We start from the raw sequence: 16,136 nt of genomic DNA, 5'->3' as shown, positions 1-16,136 counted from the left end.
ACTCCCCTACCCGTTATTTGAAATTCGCCAGATTGCGATTTGGAACCCATCAGCGATGACTTGCCGATGAAAGCGAAAACCGTTTTCCGATAGTATTTGATACAGAGGAAACGGCTCTCTCCGATGAACAACTTTCAACCAAGATTGAGCAGGAAGATTTTGCAATGCCTGCAAAATAGCCTTCATGGGTTCAGGGGCTTCAAGGTGGCGCACATCGAGTTCGACAAAAGGCAGAGACGCTATACGAGCAAACTCAGACTTTACATCATTATTGGTTGCCATGGTTTTCCATGGCTTGAATGATTGAGCCAGAGTCCCCTAATACCCGGTCAGTCATCGGATATAACACCTGCTCTTCTTTCATATTATGTTGCTGCATCAAAATCATCAGCGTTTCAGATAACCCTAAAAACTGGTCCTGGTCTTTAGCCAATGCAGCCGAGCTTAATTTATCACACATCTCACGCATCTGAACGTGTTCCATTCGCATCACAGACGTAGGCCCTTGTGTCATACCCGTCGCCTCTTCGAATCTGGGAAATAACACAGTTTCTTCCATCGTTAAGTGTTCATCGAGTTCATGGTGAAACTCTTGCCAGGCTTTGTACGCTTCGTCCCATTTACCTTCAGCAACAAAATTCTCTGCTTGTGAAAAAACATCATCGCATTCGCGATGCTTGTGCGACATAAATTCGTTGATTGACATAGATTACAACCCTCATACAAATCTTCTTGCTGAAAGTGTATCTGTGGAAAAATACAAAATAAAAAGGAATCTTATCGCAGAAATAAACAATCAATCATTCATTGATCGAGATTAATAAATGCAAAGAAAAGCCCGCCTTTTGAGCGGGCTGAGCAGGCTCTATCGGGTTTTAAGAATATTATTGAGTTTTAAGAAAATTATAAAACTTTAAGAATATTAAAAAGTGCCGCATTAAACTCATCCGGCTTCGCCTGAGGCACAAAATGCCCCACGCCACGAACCAAAGTCACACTAGAATGACTGGCCTCAGCTTCATAAGTTGGGTCAGCATTAATATTGAATAATTTGCCTTCATATTTATTCAGTATTGCTGGATTGTTCTCAGCACTCCAATAAAACAGATGATACATGGCACTGACAGCCATCGATTTATCCGCACTTGCCATTAACTTGAGCACGGTATTGATAACGTTTGAATCCACTTCCGAAGTAAACATGGATCGAATTAAGTTATCTGACGCTAACCTGAAATCATCTTCAAAGGGTTGTACAAATGTCTTAATCTGATCTTTATCTTTTGGATAAATAAACGATGTATAAAAAGTATCGACACCTACGATACCCACCACTTTGTCACCTAGAAGCTCTGCCGCCTCCAAGGAAACCGGGCCACCCATAGAGTGCCCAACCAAAACGACCTTCTCCACATCGAGCTGATTAACAACAGCCGCGACATCTTTACCAAAGCTCTTGATGGAGTACTCTGATCGAGTACCAGAAGACTTTCCATGACCGGCCAAATCAAGCCATACCACCTGATGATTCATTGCGAATGGATCAATTTGGTCTTCCCAGAAAGTGCTGTTGCAAGTCCAACAATGCACAAAAACCAAAGCCAAATCGCCTTTGCCTTTTGTGCCATAAACTATCTCGGTTCCATCAAAAGACACAACGCTGGACTCTCTGACTTTTTTTGATTCAGAATGATATGAACAAGCAGATGACGCTAGCACAGCCAGCGCCATCATAACTTTCAATAAGTAAAACATCCGTATTTCCATAGTGCTTCCCTGTATGGTTTTTAGACCAGCCTATCTCTTCATATTAAACCATAAAACAGCGCTTGCTTTATTCTAAATTGATCCTTCAATTAAAACTGCAAAAAAGCGATAAGGACAAACTATTACCGAGAAACATCATTCCTGTGGCAATGCTTCCAATAAACCGTAGATGAACCGCCCAATATCAACCAATATTTCTTGCTCGTCATGTGCATCCCCAGTCCGGACAACCACCAAGTCAAGCGAAGGCACCACGATAATCAACTGTCCTCTCAAGCCCAAAGCAGACATAGTATCCGCAGGCAACATAGGCCAAAACGCCTCACCAACTTTTTGAGTATTGGGGAAGATGCCAACGCCATAATCACGATTCCAGGGGTTGGGTAAATTGACAGCTTCCAACATAGTTTCAAGCCAATGAGCTGAAATAATCTGCTCGCCGTCCCAGTGGCCGCCTTGCTCAAGCAGCAGCCCAAACCTGGCCATATCTCTGGGAGTCATGAAAGCAAACGCACCAAGCGCCATATTTCCTGAGTTATCCGGCTGCACCACCGCAGACGTTACATTGATTTTATGAAATAGCCTTGTTTGCATGTATTGATAAAAATCACTGAGGTTTCCTCCTAAGGTTTCCTGCAACAAACGGGTTTGAACCAAGGTATTTCCGGTATTGTAGTGCCAGGCAGTGCCTGGTTGAGCGTACAATTTTTTATTCGCAAAGGTGGAAGCCATATCGTCGGAGGCCACCAACTCAAAAACATCCGGGTCTATCTTCTGATCGGTTTTATCCGACCCTAAACCACTGGTCATTGTGAGTAATTGCATTGGTGTTATGACGGATCTGGGATCATTTGAGTTATTCCATTCTGCAACGTTCGCAGGTTGATTCAGGTCTAACACGCCGTCGTCCTGAATCATCCCAGACAAAACTGCTGTAATGGTCTTGGATGCGGAGAACAGTGCTACGGGCGTTTCGGGCGAATAATCATCAGCATACCGTTCATAGACAAGCTTGCCTTTATAAGAAACAAGCACACTGCTGGTATTGATTTCATAAGTCGATTTATCTTCGAACAACCCTTGTGCAGCCAAATCAATTTGATCCAGTTCAACGCCTGAGACATAACTCACACCTGCTCGTCCCGCAGGCCAAACTTGATTCGCATCCAGCTCAGGGGATTCTAATTGAGGCAGTGTTTGTTGCCGTAATTCAGCTTCGGTCACGTCCCCCACCAACGTACACCCCAGTTGGTCGCGATAAATAGCTTTTCGTTTACTGTCGAGAAACTGAACCTGAACCGTTTGATCCGCATAATCGACATTAAAAAGCGCAGCCTTAACTGCACCTTTAGAGGCCGGTATTAAGTCTGTTTCCATGACATGTTGTTCAGATAAGCCAGAAAGAAAAACTTTAGTACACATAGTACTTGCGGCATAACTTGCCATCGTATCGGCCAATTTACACCCTGACGCAGTGACACTCAGCATGCAAATGCAAGAAATTTTCAGTGCTTTCATAATCGTTGCCATTCCTTTAAGTATTTATATCCTAAATACATGATAAGAAACGACAACCGAGATAGACTCATTCCAAAGTTCGATATAACGCCTGAATTTGCCTCAGCAACCTAATGAGCATCGAACTTTAGGTGGATTAGGAGATCATCTATTCGACTTATTCAGAAGAAGCGTCTTTTTTCACTTCGTATTTAATAGTCACTTTCTTAGATAAAAAATAACCAATGGAGAGCGCCAGAATCACAGCCGCAAGTCCCAAATAGTAAAAAGGCTCAGTTTCTTTAGAGTCCATAATTACCAGCTTTCTGGTAACCGCAGTGATTGCAACAATGAACATAAATTCCACCTTAATCACTTTTTCCTTAAGAAAGGCAGCCACAGAAGCCATCAACTCCAGCACGATCAGAACCAACAAAAACCAGCCTAAAACCGTAAAAATTTCCTGAAGATTCAACAAAAAACCATCTTTGGCTACGAGGAATTGGAAAAAGCGAAGCCCGACTTCAAGAATTGCAGCAACAACCAGCAACCCCATCATGAATAACAAAGCGCCCAAAATAATTTTTTCGAACTTTTCAAATAACTTCATACTTTTGAGATTCCTTCTTATTCAACGTTGGGTCATTTCCCAGAGCTTAACTGTCTATAGATAGCCATACAGAGATTTCCATATTTACAAAGCCCCCTATTTCTATGGGCGCTATCATAAGCATATTCTCATCGTCTGCAAATACAGATACAAAGAAGGCGCCAACAAACCAGCCTGAACTGGCTCTTGAGAGGTGACAAAGGTAGAATGCAGCCCAAAATGGTCTCATCGAGCTAAACCACCTGGGAGTACGTCGCTATATGTCCTTTTGGAAAAAAATGTTTAACCGATCCAAAGAGGAAAACCTGCCCGACGAACTGCATTTAACCGTAAAAAGTGTAATTGCAAACCAATACGTCGATCCTTACTTGAGTATTGATCTAATCAGTGCAAATGCAGTCAAAAACATCAGCCGAGAAAACTCTGCATTAAAAGTCACGGTTGTGCTGAATTACCCCGCCAAGTTAAACCAACATAAAATACAAAACGCCCTTACCTCAGGACTCAAGACGCTCCTGACGACAGATGAGCGCTTTCAACAGTTTAACGATGTGCAGGTCCATGTCGGCTGGCAAATCCCGGCTCATCAGGGACAACGACAAGAAGTCAGCCGCATCAAGAACATCATCGCAGTCTCCTCAGGTAAGGGCGGCGTTGGTAAATCAACCACATCCGTCAACCTTGCGCTTGCACTGCAAATCCAAGGGGCAAAAGTAGGATTACTCGACGCCGACCTCTTTGGTCCAAGCCAACCGTTATTATTAGGTATTCCTGAGGGGGTTACGCCTCAAACCCGTGATATGCGTTATTACGCGCCGATTACTGCTCATGGTCTTGAGTTAATGTCGATGGGCGTGATGGTCACAGAAAAAACGCCTTTAATGTGGCGAGGCCCTGTTGCCAGTGAAACCATCAAACAATTAATAAATCAGACCCTTTGGGGCGATTTGGACTACTTGCTGATCGACATGCCACCGGGCACAGGGGATATCCAAATATCGGTTGCACAAACACTGGCCATTGCCGGGGCCGTGATTGTGACAACGCCTCAGGATATGGCCTTGCTTGATGCCAAGAAAGGCATTGAAATGTTCGAGAAAGTGGACATTCCAACTCTGGGCATTATTGAGAATATGTCCACTCATATCTGCAGCAAATGTGGCCAGGCTGAATCCATATTTGGGAAAGAAGGTGGAGACAAATTATCCAGGGAATACTGCACAGAGCTTTTGGGATCTTTACCTTTAACGATGAAAATCCGTCAACAAGCAGATGCGGGCCTTCCTATCGTGCTGGCAGACCCTGAAAGCAAAACTGCACAAATTTATCACGATATAGCGTTAAAAATGGCTGTTAATGTTGCCCAACCCGGATTTATAACGCCGCTCCCTAAAATCAGCTTCGTGAACGATTAACGTTACGTTTTAAGGTTAAAACCATCATGGCTATAGAGTTCAGTCAACAACATTCAAAAGTGGATCGTTCTAAAATTCCGGTTGAAGTTGTATATCACCGTATGTCGCAAAAGCTTGAGCTCATTTACGCAAATGAAGTTCAACCACCACAAAAAAGCGCAGGTCTGCCCTCCGAATATCTAAGGGTATTTTCTCCTTCAGCGGAAGTACGTGGTCATACACCTGATCAAGCGACCCTCCAACACGGAAAACGAAATATCAGTATCACGGGCATTGAGCATCAAGGAAGTTATGCCATTAAACTGATTTTTGAGGACGGGCATAATACCGGCATCTACACATGGAATTATCTTTGGGAACTTGCAGCCCGTTATGAAGAAAATTGGGAAAACTATCTGGCCCAGCTAGAGCAAGCAGGCAAGAGCAGATAACGCTCTGCCTTCTTTTACAGCTTAATGCTTGGAAACGCCCTGCAGCACTTTAGAAACCATATACTCTGTCATTCGGGATAATTCACCCTCTTCGCCTTGGTATTTATCCAATAGTAAACTGCAATAACCATGCATACCGGACCAAACAAACATAGCTTGAAGGTCCAGATTCTCCTGAGCCACCAAGCCTTCATTCTGGCATTCTTCGAGAATCAGTTTTAATTCGTTAAGCGCTGCATCTCCTGCTGCTTTCAGTGATGCAGTTTGATGATCAACCACTGTCGGCTCACGAAACATTAAGCTGTAATACGAAGTATTCTCCAGTGCGAAGTGAATGTAGGCACGCCCCATGTTTTGAAACCTTGAAATAGCCCGTACACCCGGACTCAGGCGTTCTGTTTCCAGTGCTTGGCGAAACAAGGTAAATCCATATTCTGATACCGCACAAAGTAAATCCGTTTTGTCTTCAAAATGACGATACGGTGCCGTTCTCGATACATCCAATCGCTGCCCTAAACCACGCAACGTCACTGATGCCACGCCCTCTTCCTGAATCATTCTTGCCGCTTCAGTGATTAAGGACTCTCTCAAGTTGACCTTATGGTAGGTACTCTTTGGTTCTTTTTCAGTCATTGATTTTTTCATGTCCGGTATTTTAATTCTCATGTTGACAGTGTCAACGGATTCTTTTATTTTTTAAATGTAGACAGCGTCAACTTAAATCAGTCAAAATAAAAACAGGAGAAATAAGAATGGATGCTTCAACCTCGTACGACAGTTACCTGATCTTAAAAGGCTTACATTTATTGGGCATGGTGTTATTTCTGGGCAATATCATTATCACTGCGTGGTGGAAAGTAATGGCCGACAAAACCCGCAAACCGGACGTGATCGCTTTTGCTCAGAGACAAGTCACTTTGACCGACTACGTATTTACGGCCACTGGGGCCGGCTTAATCATTGGCACTGGGATGTGGCAAACAATGCAACAAGGTTTGGATATTCATAACACCTATTGGCTGAACTGGGGATACTGGCTGTTCATGGTAAGCGGTCTTATCTGGGCGGCAATCTTGATTCCTCTTCAATTCAAACAAGCTAAATTAGCGAAAACATTCCAAAATGATCAGCCAATCCCAGATCAATACTGGAAACTCAACAAACTCTGGATGGGGTTTGGAACACTGGCCACACTTCTCCCCTTGCTGAATATTTATTGGATGGTAGCCAAGCCACTTACTTAATTCACCGCAAAGCATCAATCTTGCTGCAACATATAGACAAGCCCTGAACAGCTCTTGATAATGCAGTTTTTGAAAACGGGCAAGTCAGACAATGAAAATAGGGATTGATTTAGGCGGCACCAAAATTGAATGCGTTGTCATTAGCGACAATCATGAAATTGTGCATCGAGAACGCTGTGACACGCCCAAAGGCAATTATCAGGGAATTCTGACGGCCATTGCCCAACTGGTGCATAACACGGAACACTTAACACCGTCAGGCACACCGGTTGGGGTCGGAATTCCCGGTACACTTTCTGAAGCCACCGGCGTCGTAAAAAATGCAAACTCCGTATGCCTGATCGGCAATCCCCTGGACAAAGATTTATCTGAACGACTTCAAAGACCCGTCCGACTGGCAAACGATGCGAACTGCTTTGCCTGGTCTGAGTATTGCGACGGTGCTGCATCTGGCGCAAAGAGTGTTTTTGGAGTCATCCTTGGCACGGGTGTAGGCGGCGGCATTGTCGCCAACAACGGCTTAATCAACGGCAGTAATGGTATCGCGGGTGAATGGGGTCACAATCCCCTAACCCATTATCTTCTGGAATCCAGAAAGTGCTACTGCGGCAAACAAGACTGCATCGAAACATACCTTTCCGGCCCGGCCTTTGAAGCTGATTACCGGCAACAACATCAACAAGACCTGCCAGCAAAACAAATCATACAAAACATGCGTTCAGGAGACATGATCGCAAAAGCTCATTTCTTAGATTACGCAAAAAAGCTGGCAGCCAGTCTCACCGGAGTGGTTAATATTCTAGACCCTGAAATTATTGTTCTTGGTGGAGGCATGTCTAACATCGATGAACTCTATGAAGTCTTACCGGAGCTTCTGAACCACTATGTGTTCTCAGATACCATTAACACACAGATAGTAAAAGCCCGACATGGTGACTCCAGCGGTGTTCGCGGTGCCGCATGGTTATGGGATTGAAAAAGAGCCTCTAAGGTTCTTTACGAAAAACCAAAAACTGATTATTCGCTGGCATGTCAACGTCTTTAATCAGCTTGAAACCATACTCTGCTAACTGAGCCGCAACGGAATTAAATCGCCTGACGCCACTTAACGGATCTCTGTTTTTTAACCAGACATCAAACTGAAGGTTGCTTGCTACCGTTTGCCGATCTTCGTATAGAAAAGGCCCATACAAACAAAAATAGCCACCCTTATTAACCACTTGAGCCACAAACTGAAAAAATTGCTCGCAAGCTGCCCAACTCATGATATGGAAGGTATTTGCAGAATAAACCGCATCATAAGGGCCTTTGCCTGCTGCTTCGGCTTTTTGAGACGAAGACTCTACATCCAACACTAATGGCTCGGGAAATTGGCCCGGTGCTAATGTGTTTAAGTTCAGTTTCAGGGGAACCAGATATTCGTCCTGATCCGCACACTGCCAGTGTAATTCAGGCATTGACGACTTGAAGAATAAAGCATGCTGACCTGAGCCTGCCCCGACTTCAAGAACCTTATAATCCGGCTCAAGTATTTGGCAAAGCTCCTTCCATATCGGCTCTTTGTTTCTGTCGGCAGCCGGGGCATAGTTCAAATAGGTAGTCAGATCATCCATGAAATATTTTATGCTCTCATCAAATTTTTAATCAGTACTAATGACATCAGTAATAATGGCATCAGTAATAACGACATCAGTAATAACGAAAAGAATCGCCTGGTTTTTTATCTCTGAATGGAGAGAAAAACAGATTCACTTTTTCAGTCGGACTGTAAACAGTTAACATCTCTGCATCTGAGACAGGTTGAAGGACTCTCGGTTCCTTTTTTTTCACAATCATACTCTGACGTTCCCTCTCAGACTTCACCTTAATGGTTTCTAAACTCTCAAACACACTTTCATCAATTTCCTCCGATTTCACTGTAAAGTCCAACTCAAGGGTTTTACCATCATCAAACATTACAGCCACCGTGGCCGTACGATGAATAGATTGCTCATTCCATGCGAGCGAAGTTTGATTGGCCAATTTTATTTCTTTTAACTCAGCTTCTTTACCGACTAACTGATGTAACCAATCAAAATTATTCTGAATGACATTATCCCAGGCGTGCATTTGCTGTAATGAGCGTAATTGATCGTTATAACGACGTTCTGAAGTTGCAGTCCACACTTCAGGCTTCTCTACCACAGGATATTGTTTGTTTTGTATGAATCCGTCTTCTTGCCGAGCATACAAAATTGCCTCTTCCACTTTCTTTGGCAAATCAGATACAAGACGTCTGAATTCAGAGTTGAATTTTACCTCCAATGCTTTCTTATAAGCCTGATTTGCATCATAAACCTGTTGATCGTAAGACAAGTTTGCTTTCACTAATCGGGGATCTTGATAGTTGCCTGCCGAAAAGGCGGGGCGTCCGGTGATGACCGCATATTGCTCCATCGTTCTGCCCCAATTAAGATCGTTTGGCGCCAACGTTTGTAATTGAAGGTTTTTCAGAATCTGGGGCGGAAGTCCCTTAATTGGCCCAACCAGGCACTGATCTATCTTCATTTTATCTTTACTGGTCTCACCCTGAGTAAGCAGCCCTCGCTTCATAATTTCCGCAGGCTGACCTTCGATGGGCGCAAAAGTATATGAAAAGTTTCCGTATTTAGAAGAGAAGTAATACGTTCCTGTCAGTATTTTTTTGCTATTACTGTATACAGCTGAAGGTTTCAGTGTATTAGGTTTATTGAAGTCACCACAGGTCATACCTTGTATGTATATGGTCTGCTCTCGATCCAAATAAACATCAGGGTACCCTTCCACTGCAACAGCGGTTGAAATAAACAGAAAGCCGCTACTTAAAGCGATGAGTGTGTTTTTTAATTTTATCGTCATGCCTGCAAGTCCTTTACTGAGGATTCTCCCATTGAACCAAAATCACCGACTGATTCGATTCATTTTTTGTTTCTCTTCGCTCGCATAAGACATATCCATCAAATGATTTAAGACATATGCCTGTTGAGGTGTAAAACCCTCTCGCTTTCATTGCAAACAAACCGGGTAGAGCTATATCTATAACTACCTCCACGGTTCTGGCCCCTGATAAGAAGTATGAATATCAATGAGCAGCCAACACAAAACAAAACACGGTACTGATTGTTTTGAAACTCTATCTGCAATGAGATTTTCGGCGCCCCTCCGTTCGTACTATCTGGTATACGACCCCAGCGTTTGTGAGCTTTCTTTCTTCAAAGCGCGGTTTAAGCAGATTAGATGGGGAATGGCATTTTGACAATTCACATCAAACTCATAACGATTATTCTTATCTGCATTCTGTCTGTAGTGTTCCCCTCTGCACTCATCATTGAGCAAAAAATATCTCAGCATTTACAGGATAAAAGCAACGAACAACTGGACGATCAACTGTCTTTGTTTGTTTCTGCAATTAAAGATAAAGAAACAGAAGCACTGAAGATCACACAATTGATCGCGGATACCCTATTCAACGAACTTATTCCCGGTGAAGACAAGCGCCTAAACACCGACACTTTATTAAATGGCATCACCAGTGCCTACACCCTATTTAACTACGTGATGATCGTAGATGAGCTAAAAAACATCACCGCTCTTTCACTTAGAGATAACATTCAGGATACTTTTCCAAAAGATAAAATCCTTGGAAGAAACCTTGCTCGGTTTCACAGAAGCGATGCACTGAAAGCAACCTCATTTATTGCCCCGCCCACTTACGATCAGATCAAAACACTCATCGACCAATCAACACATGAGACCCAATGGATCAGTGTTCCGCTCAAACACAGAGAGAAAATTACTGGCTGGGTGGTTTCCTCTCTCGATTGGCACACGGCTGCACCAACGCACTTATATTTCATCAACCCGATTTGGCAACTGCACAACGCCTCCATGGTCTTAACTACATTACGAGACCGGGTCATCTTAGGATCGCAACCAGGTAAAAAATGGACTCAGCCAAATGGCATGATGTTCAGAGAGAGAACCCTTCAACTCGGAGAAAGAGACTTTTCTATTAAATTGCAGGTTTCAAAGTCCTTCATGGACGAACCCATCATTGAGTCGCGAAAGATGATTGCTCTCTATAGCGCTTTTATAGTGGTTATTAGCCTCTGTTTAATTTACCTGGCGGTACATCTGGTGATATTCAAGCGCATTCGGGCTCTGAAAAAGGGCGCCGCCATGGTCTTGGAGGGTATGGATCTACAAATTAACACACCGCATAACGACGAAATCGGTCTTCTTGAGTCCTCATTTAACAAAATAGCCAAACAAGTGAGTCAACTGAGTTCAACATTAAAAAAAGAAGCCGAAAAACGAAGTGCCGATACCGCCCGATCTAACCAAGAGTTAGACAATTTTGCTTATATCATCTCTCATGACCTACATGCGCAACTTCGGGCGATAGAGCATCTTACTGCCTGGATTGAAGAAGAACTCAATGAAACCGCCACTAAAGAAACCAATGACAACTTAGAACTCTTACATGCCCGTATTTACCGAATGGAAAAACTTCTGAACGACCTTCTGGAATACTCCAGGATCAACCACAATATTGAAAACTCTCATGAGGTAGACACGAATAGATTAGTTGAACAAATCTTCGCCAGTCTCCCCGCCAAGCCGAAGTTCAGTTTAACCACCAGTAAACTACCCATGTTTACAACCAATGAAGTTCATTTAGAACAAGTATTTAAACACCTGTTAAGCAATGCCATTAATCACCACAACCGATCATCAGGCCACATAGAAGTTACATGTAAAGATAGTGAACATTACTATGAGTTTTCGGTCATCGATGACGGTCCAGGTATTGCCAAAATGTTTCACACTAAAGCCTTTAATCTTTTTCAAACATTCCGCTCCCGGGACGAAGTTAAAGGAAATGGCATGGGCCTCGCTCTAATCAAAAAGATTGTCGAGTTTTATGGTGGCCAGGTGTCGCTGGCATCTGATGAAGGTGAAGGAACGGAAATAAAATTTACCTGGCCCAAACGTTGGGATAAAAACGATCACTACCAACACATTTACACAACGGAAATTAAGCCGGCCTATACCACGTTTCATTAAACATTCAGAAAATATTACACCCTATTACACATTATCAATATTCATAACCGGATCATAAAACTGTACTAAACTGTTATAACAATTAAAGAGCTATGGGAACCTATGATTAGCTTGCGCTCAGTTAAGAAATCAATAATTTAATTATTAAGACAGGCTTAGGAAATGGACATTCTGATCGTTGATGATGACCAGGTTGATCGGGCCCTGGTGATAAGAACAATAAAAAAAAGCAACTTAAACGTAAACATCACTGAGGCGATCACCGTCGACGAAGGTTTAAGGTGTTACGCTAAACAGCACTTCGATATTGTTCTTTTAGATTACCGTATGCCAGAACGTGACGGCATTGAAATGATGATGGAAATCAGAAACGAACCAAGAAGTAATGACACTGCCATCGTCATGATGAGTGCCTCAGAAGACGAAGCGCTTGCAGTAGAGTGCATACGAGCCGGCGCTCAGGATTTCATCACAAAGTCAGAAATCACCGATACTCGCTTACGGCGAGCCCTGCTTCATGCATCAACCCGTTTTGATCTCGAAAAACAGCTGTTCGAAACCTTTCAAAAAGTAAAATCGTTGGCCGAAACGGACGCATTAACCGGCCTCTCTAACCGGTATTTATTTGATGAATCTCTCAAGCAGGCACTGGCCAACAACCGGCGTAACAAGTCCAAATTGGCCTTGCTTCTTTTTGACTTGGATGATTTCAAATCAGTCAATGACACTTACGGTCATGATGTAGGTGATATTCTGCTCAATAAAATCGTTTCCCGTATCAAAGGTTGTCTCAGGGGCAATGAACTATTTTCAAGATTGGGCGGCGATGAGTTTGCTATAACTTTAACCAGTCTCGAGTCGCCGGAAAATGCCAGTCTGGTGGCCAGAAGAATTTTACGAGTACTTCAAAAACCCGTCGAAATTGAGTCTGTTACGATTAATACCTCTGCCAGCATCGGAATTGCGTTGTGCTCCGAATATCAACGTACCAGCGACGATTTATTTAAGTTTGCCGACATTGCAATGTACCGGGCTAAAAAACAAGGTAAAGGCCAGGTTTGCTTCTTTGAGCCCAAAATGCAGGAGCTGTTCCATTCAAGATTAAAAACAGAAACCGAGTTAAAGCAGGCAATTAATAAAAACCAGTTACAGCTTCATTATCAACCCATCATCAACCCTACTGACGCTCATCAAGTACTCGGATTCGAAGCGCTTGTCCGCTGGAAAGTTACAAACACCATCCGCTTGCCCGAGCAATTTTTAGAAATTGCAGAGGAAACACACCAAATAATAGATATTGACCGATGGGTTATTTCTGAAGCCCTTTCACAACAAGCGAGGTGGAACAGTTCCGCCCGAACACCTCCCTTAACTATGGCCATCAATGTATCAGCCTCTCATCTGGCAGATTCATCCATTGTTGAACACGTCAAAGCCTGTCTGAAAGAACACAACACCATACCAAGTTCAGTCAGCATCGAGTTCACTGAAGCGGCTCTGATTAAAAATGCTAAATCAACAAAAGCCGTGTTAAAAGCACTCAATGAACTTGGGGTAAAACTGTCTTTAGACGACTTCGGAACCGGGTTATCGTCCCTGACACAACTGCAGGACTTCCCTCTCTCTGTTCTAAAAATTGATCGGAGTCTCTTATCTGATTTGAACGACCAAAAAACTACGCTCATAGAAAGCATTGTATCTATGGCATCCATCTTAAAATTAGACATCGTTGCGGAAGGCATCGAGACTGACGAACATCAAGCCCTATGCCAAAAACTTAAAATACAACAGGCTCAAGGTTATTACTTCTCAAAGCCTGCCACCACAAAAGACATAGAGAGCAAGTTTATTAACCAAAGTGACGTCTGAGAAATCTTTACTACTTTTATGCTGTTTTCTAAGGACATAATCAAATGACCCCTCAAGGTTTAAAAGCAGCCGCAAGTTTGCACTGGTTTCACTGGTTAGTCGTCAGCTTATCTCTGCTGCTAACCTTGGCCGCATGGTATATTTCCAAAACCCAAACAGAAGAAAAACTACAGCAGCGTTTTGAGTTTCAGTCTCAACAGCTTCTGGACTTGATTTCAGAAAGAATGTCCCGTTATGAAGATGCCTTGCGTGCTGGCGTTGCTGCAATCAATGCTCAAAAAGGCGCCGATGTAAACATGTGGAAACGATTTTCAGAGACGCTTCATATTCACAAAAGTTATCCCGGCATTAACGGTATTGGCGTGATTTATTACATCTCGCCCAACAAATTGAACAACTATTTACTCAAAGAACGAGAGCTTCGCCCGGGTTACATCATCCACCCACCCCACAACAAAAACGAATATTGGCCCATAACCTACGTTGAACCCGTAATAAATAACGAAAAAGCCATTGGTCTCGATATGGCCTTTGAATCGAATCGTTATCAGGCAGCGCTTAAAGCCAGAGATTTAAACGTTCCACAAATTACCGCCCCCATTGTGTTGGTTCAGGATTCAAAACAAACACCAGGGTTCTTACAATATGTTCCTTTTTATAACAGCGAAGACATCGGTACGGTTGAGAAGCGAAGGAAGCACTTTATTGGGCACGTCTACGCCCCCTTCATCATGTATAAACTGATGGAAGGCGCCCTAGCCCAAAAACACCGACAATTACTGTTCAGCGTTCATGACAATAATGACGTTTTGTATAATGAGCTGACATCCGACAACCCTTATTACGATGCCCAACCGCTTTATCAAAAGACAGTTTCGATCGATATGTATGGCCGCCCATGGCGATTTAGCATACAGACCGCACATGCATTCCGGGAAGGTGCTGATACCTATCAGTCCACATTCATCCTGCTCGGTGGGATTGTCATCGATAGCCTGCTACTTTTCTTGTTTATAGCCCTCGCCCGTTCCAATAAAAAAGCCATTGAGATCGCCATCCAGATGACACAGAAATTGAGCATCAGTGAAATTGCACCTTGCGGCATTCTTATCATTAACCAAAAAGGCATCATTGAAATTGCAAACCCACACACAGTGACATTATTTGGGTATTCACAGGAAGAACTTGAAGGGAAATCAATCAAACAATTAATTCCACAAGGCTTATACGAGGGACAAGGCAATGACCACCCCCAAAGCGCTGATAGCCAAAACACTGACAATTTAAGCACTGACAACCAAGCCAATAACATCGAATTGCCCTTTTGGGACTCCATTGAACATCAAACCCAATCCAACAAAGAGGTAGTCTGCGAAACACAAAACGGAAACCTATTTCCAGCCGAAATTGGTATCGCACCTTTTAAACATGGCGAGGGTTCAAAGTTTTTAGCCACTATTTTTGATATGTCTTCCCACGTGGAGATGACCAACGAACTGAAGCGCAGCAACAAAGAATTAAACGATTTTGCATACATTGCTTCGCATGATTTGAAAGCGCCGTTAAGGGGCATCATGCAGCTTTCCGCTTGGATAGCAGAAGACATTGAAGAGATAGCCACCGAAGAAACCAAACATAATTTAACGCTATTACAAAACCGTACATCGAGGCTCGAAAAATTATTAGATGACCTACTGGCCTACTCTCGTTTAGGAAGAGATCTTGGGAAACTTCAGCAAGTAGATATTGAGTTCATGGTGACATCAATCTTTGATTTACTTGACCCGCCCAAGGGCTTCAAACTGGTCATTCAAAACGAAATGCCAGTATTTGAGTCTTTACTTGTGCCGTTAGAAGTCATCTTTCGAAACCTGATCAGCAATGCCATAAAACATCATCACAAATCTGAAGGAACAATTACCATCTCCGTAGCCGATCAAGCTCAGGAATATGAATTCTCGGTATGTGATGATGGGCCAGGAATCAACCCCAAATTACATGACCGAGCATTCGAACTTTTCAAAACACTCAAGCCCCGGGACGAAGTCGAAGGGAGCGGCATGGGCCTCGCGTTCGTCAAGAAAATGCTGAAACAACATAAAAGCAACATCAGAATTGTTTCCGACGGCGAAAGCGGAACCTGCTTTATATTCACATGGCCAAAAAAGTTAACTGATGTTTAGTTGTAGTACTCAGACACAGTAATTCAAGTGAACTG

General features: G+C 43.2%; 15 protein-coding genes. 7 read left to right on the top strand and 8 right to left on the bottom strand.

Features of this window, described 5'->3' with window-relative positions; translation table 11 throughout:
* Positions 1 to 6: 6 nt before the first annotated feature.
* From ABD744_RS06965 to ABD744_RS06945, 5 genes are all read right to left on the bottom strand, one after another.
* Positions 7 to 282, bottom strand: coding sequence for a DUF2249 domain-containing protein (locus ABD744_RS06965; RefSeq protein ID WP_344796826.1), 276 nt, complete (start codon positions 280 to 282; stop codon positions 7 to 9).
* A complete protein-coding gene (locus tag ABD744_RS06960) occupies positions 269 to 706 on the bottom strand; it encodes a hemerythrin domain-containing protein (RefSeq protein ID WP_344796824.1) in 438 nt (145 codons plus the stop codon). Before ABD744_RS06960 ends, ABD744_RS06965 begins: the two co-directional genes overlap by 14 nt.
* A gap of 197 nt (positions 707 to 903) precedes the next feature.
* Positions 904 to 1,755: an alpha/beta fold hydrolase gene (locus ABD744_RS06955; RefSeq protein WP_344796822.1), complete on the bottom strand. Its 852-nt coding sequence runs from the start codon at positions 1,753 to 1,755 to the stop codon at positions 904 to 906.
* A gap of 147 nt (positions 1,756 to 1,902) precedes the next feature.
* A complete protein-coding gene (locus ABD744_RS06950; protein ID WP_344796820.1) occupies positions 1,903 to 3,285 on the bottom strand; it encodes a serine hydrolase domain-containing protein in 1,383 nt (460 codons plus the stop codon).
* Between the two features lie 157 nt (positions 3,286 to 3,442).
* Positions 3,443 to 3,874, bottom strand: coding sequence for a phosphate-starvation-inducible PsiE family protein (locus ABD744_RS06945; protein ID WP_344796818.1), 432 nt, complete (start codon positions 3,872 to 3,874; stop codon positions 3,443 to 3,445).
* A gap of 278 nt (positions 3,875 to 4,152) precedes the next feature.
* On the opposite strand from ABD744_RS06945, the gene apbC reads away from it, so the two are divergent.
* Together apbC and ABD744_RS06935 are read left to right on the top strand one after the other, a co-directional pair.
* Positions 4,153 to 5,289 (top strand): iron-sulfur cluster carrier protein ApbC, encoded by a 1,137-nt coding sequence (gene apbC, locus ABD744_RS06940; protein ID WP_344796816.1) that lies wholly within the window; start codon positions 4,153 to 4,155, stop codon positions 5,287 to 5,289.
* A 26-nt stretch (positions 5,290 to 5,315) separates the two neighbouring features.
* Positions 5,316 to 5,720, top strand: a complete 405-nt coding sequence (locus ABD744_RS06935; protein WP_344796814.1) for a gamma-butyrobetaine hydroxylase family protein — start codon at positions 5,316 to 5,318, stop codon at positions 5,718 to 5,720.
* Positions 5,721 to 5,741: 21 nt separating this feature from the next.
* Here the strand turns inward: ABD744_RS06935 and ABD744_RS06930 are convergent, their stop codons facing one another.
* Positions 5,742 to 6,353: a TetR/AcrR family transcriptional regulator gene (locus ABD744_RS06930; RefSeq protein ID WP_344796812.1), complete on the bottom strand. Its 612-nt coding sequence runs from the start codon at positions 6,351 to 6,353 to the stop codon at positions 5,742 to 5,744.
* Positions 6,354 to 6,472: 119 nt separating this feature from the next.
* On the opposite strand from ABD744_RS06930, the gene ABD744_RS06925 reads away from it, so the two are divergent.
* Together ABD744_RS06925 and ABD744_RS06920 are read left to right on the top strand one after the other, a co-directional pair.
* Complete coding sequence (locus tag ABD744_RS06925; RefSeq protein WP_344796810.1) at positions 6,473 to 6,964, top strand: DUF2269 family protein; 492 nt, start codon at positions 6,473 to 6,475, stop codon at positions 6,962 to 6,964.
* A 91-nt stretch (positions 6,965 to 7,055) separates the two neighbouring features.
* Entirely contained in the window at positions 7,056 to 7,940 is an 885-nt protein-coding gene (locus ABD744_RS06920) for an ROK family protein (protein WP_344796808.1), read from the top strand.
* A gap of 10 nt (positions 7,941 to 7,950) precedes the next feature.
* Here ABD744_RS06920 and ABD744_RS06915 read toward each other — a convergent pair whose 3' ends face one another.
* Both ABD744_RS06915 and ABD744_RS06910 read right to left on the bottom strand, forming a co-directional pair.
* Complete coding sequence (locus ABD744_RS06915; protein WP_344796806.1) at positions 7,951 to 8,577, bottom strand: DUF938 domain-containing protein; 627 nt, start codon at positions 8,575 to 8,577, stop codon at positions 7,951 to 7,953.
* A 76-nt stretch (positions 8,578 to 8,653) separates the two neighbouring features.
* A complete protein-coding gene (locus tag ABD744_RS06910; RefSeq protein WP_344796804.1) occupies positions 8,654 to 9,841 on the bottom strand; it encodes a hypothetical protein in 1,188 nt (395 codons plus the stop codon).
* Positions 9,842 to 10,234: 393 nt separating this feature from the next.
* Between ABD744_RS06910 and ABD744_RS06905 the strand changes: the two genes are divergently transcribed.
* The 3 genes from ABD744_RS06905 (at position 10,235) to ABD744_RS06895 (ending at position 16,101) form a co-directional block, all read left to right on the top strand.
* A complete protein-coding gene (locus ABD744_RS06905; RefSeq protein WP_344796802.1) occupies positions 10,235 to 12,049 on the top strand; it encodes an ATP-binding protein in 1,815 nt (604 codons plus the stop codon).
* A gap of 162 nt (positions 12,050 to 12,211) precedes the next feature.
* Complete coding sequence (locus ABD744_RS06900) at positions 12,212 to 13,918, top strand: putative bifunctional diguanylate cyclase/phosphodiesterase (protein ID WP_344796799.1); 1,707 nt, start codon at positions 12,212 to 12,214, stop codon at positions 13,916 to 13,918.
* Positions 13,919 to 13,962: 44 nt separating this feature from the next.
* Positions 13,963 to 16,101, top strand: a complete 2,139-nt coding sequence (locus ABD744_RS06895) for a CHASE domain-containing protein (protein ID WP_344796797.1) — start codon at positions 13,963 to 13,965, stop codon at positions 16,099 to 16,101.
* The last annotated feature ends 35 nt before the right edge of the window (positions 16,102 to 16,136 follow it).

The sequence above is a fragment of the Litoribacillus peritrichatus genome, assembly GCF_039537985.1.
Classification (GTDB): Bacteria; Pseudomonadota; Gammaproteobacteria; order Pseudomonadales; family Litoribrevibacteraceae; genus Litoribacillus; species Litoribacillus peritrichatus.
Note: the sequence above shows the minus strand (reverse complement) of the source record. Positions and strands in the feature narration are given on the sequence as shown.

Bases quoted from the DNA above. Each gene is read 5' to 3' on its own strand.
- ABD744_RS06895 (WP_344796797.1), top strand. From the start codon at position 13,963: ATGACCCCTCAAGGTTTAAAAGCAGCCGCAAGTTTGCACTGGTTTCAC.
- ABD744_RS06950 (WP_344796820.1), bottom strand. From the start codon at position 3,285: ATGAAAGCACTGAAAATTTCTTGCATTTGCATGCTGAGTGTCACTGCG.
- ABD744_RS06965 (WP_344796826.1), bottom strand. From the start codon at position 282: ATGGCAACCAATAATGATGTAAAGTCTGAGTTTGCTCGTATAGCGTCT.
- ABD744_RS06930 (WP_344796812.1), bottom strand. From the start codon at position 6,353: ATGACTGAAAAAGAACCAAAGAGTACCTACCATAAGGTCAACTTGAGA.
- ABD744_RS06960 (WP_344796824.1), bottom strand. From the start codon at position 706: ATGTCAATCAACGAATTTATGTCGCACAAGCATCGCGAATGCGATGAT.
- ABD744_RS06900 (WP_344796799.1), top strand. From the start codon at position 12,212: ATGGACATTCTGATCGTTGATGATGACCAGGTTGATCGGGCCCTGGTG.
- ABD744_RS06945 (WP_344796818.1), bottom strand. From the start codon at position 3,874: ATGAAGTTATTTGAAAAGTTCGAAAAAATTATTTTGGGCGCTTTGTTA.
- apbC (WP_344796816.1), top strand. From the start codon at position 4,153: ATGTTTAACCGATCCAAAGAGGAAAACCTGCCCGACGAACTGCATTTA.
- ABD744_RS06915 (WP_344796806.1), bottom strand. From the start codon at position 8,577: ATGGATGATCTGACTACCTATTTGAACTATGCCCCGGCTGCCGACAGA.
- ABD744_RS06920 (WP_344796808.1), top strand. From the start codon at position 7,056: ATGAAAATAGGGATTGATTTAGGCGGCACCAAAATTGAATGCGTTGTC.
- ABD744_RS06955 (WP_344796822.1), bottom strand. From the start codon at position 1,755: ATGTTTTACTTATTGAAAGTTATGATGGCGCTGGCTGTGCTAGCGTCA.
- ABD744_RS06925 (WP_344796810.1), top strand. From the start codon at position 6,473: ATGGATGCTTCAACCTCGTACGACAGTTACCTGATCTTAAAAGGCTTA.
- ABD744_RS06935 (WP_344796814.1), top strand. From the start codon at position 5,316: ATGGCTATAGAGTTCAGTCAACAACATTCAAAAGTGGATCGTTCTAAA.
- ABD744_RS06910 (WP_344796804.1), bottom strand. From the start codon at position 9,841: ATGACGATAAAATTAAAAAACACACTCATCGCTTTAAGTAGCGGCTTT.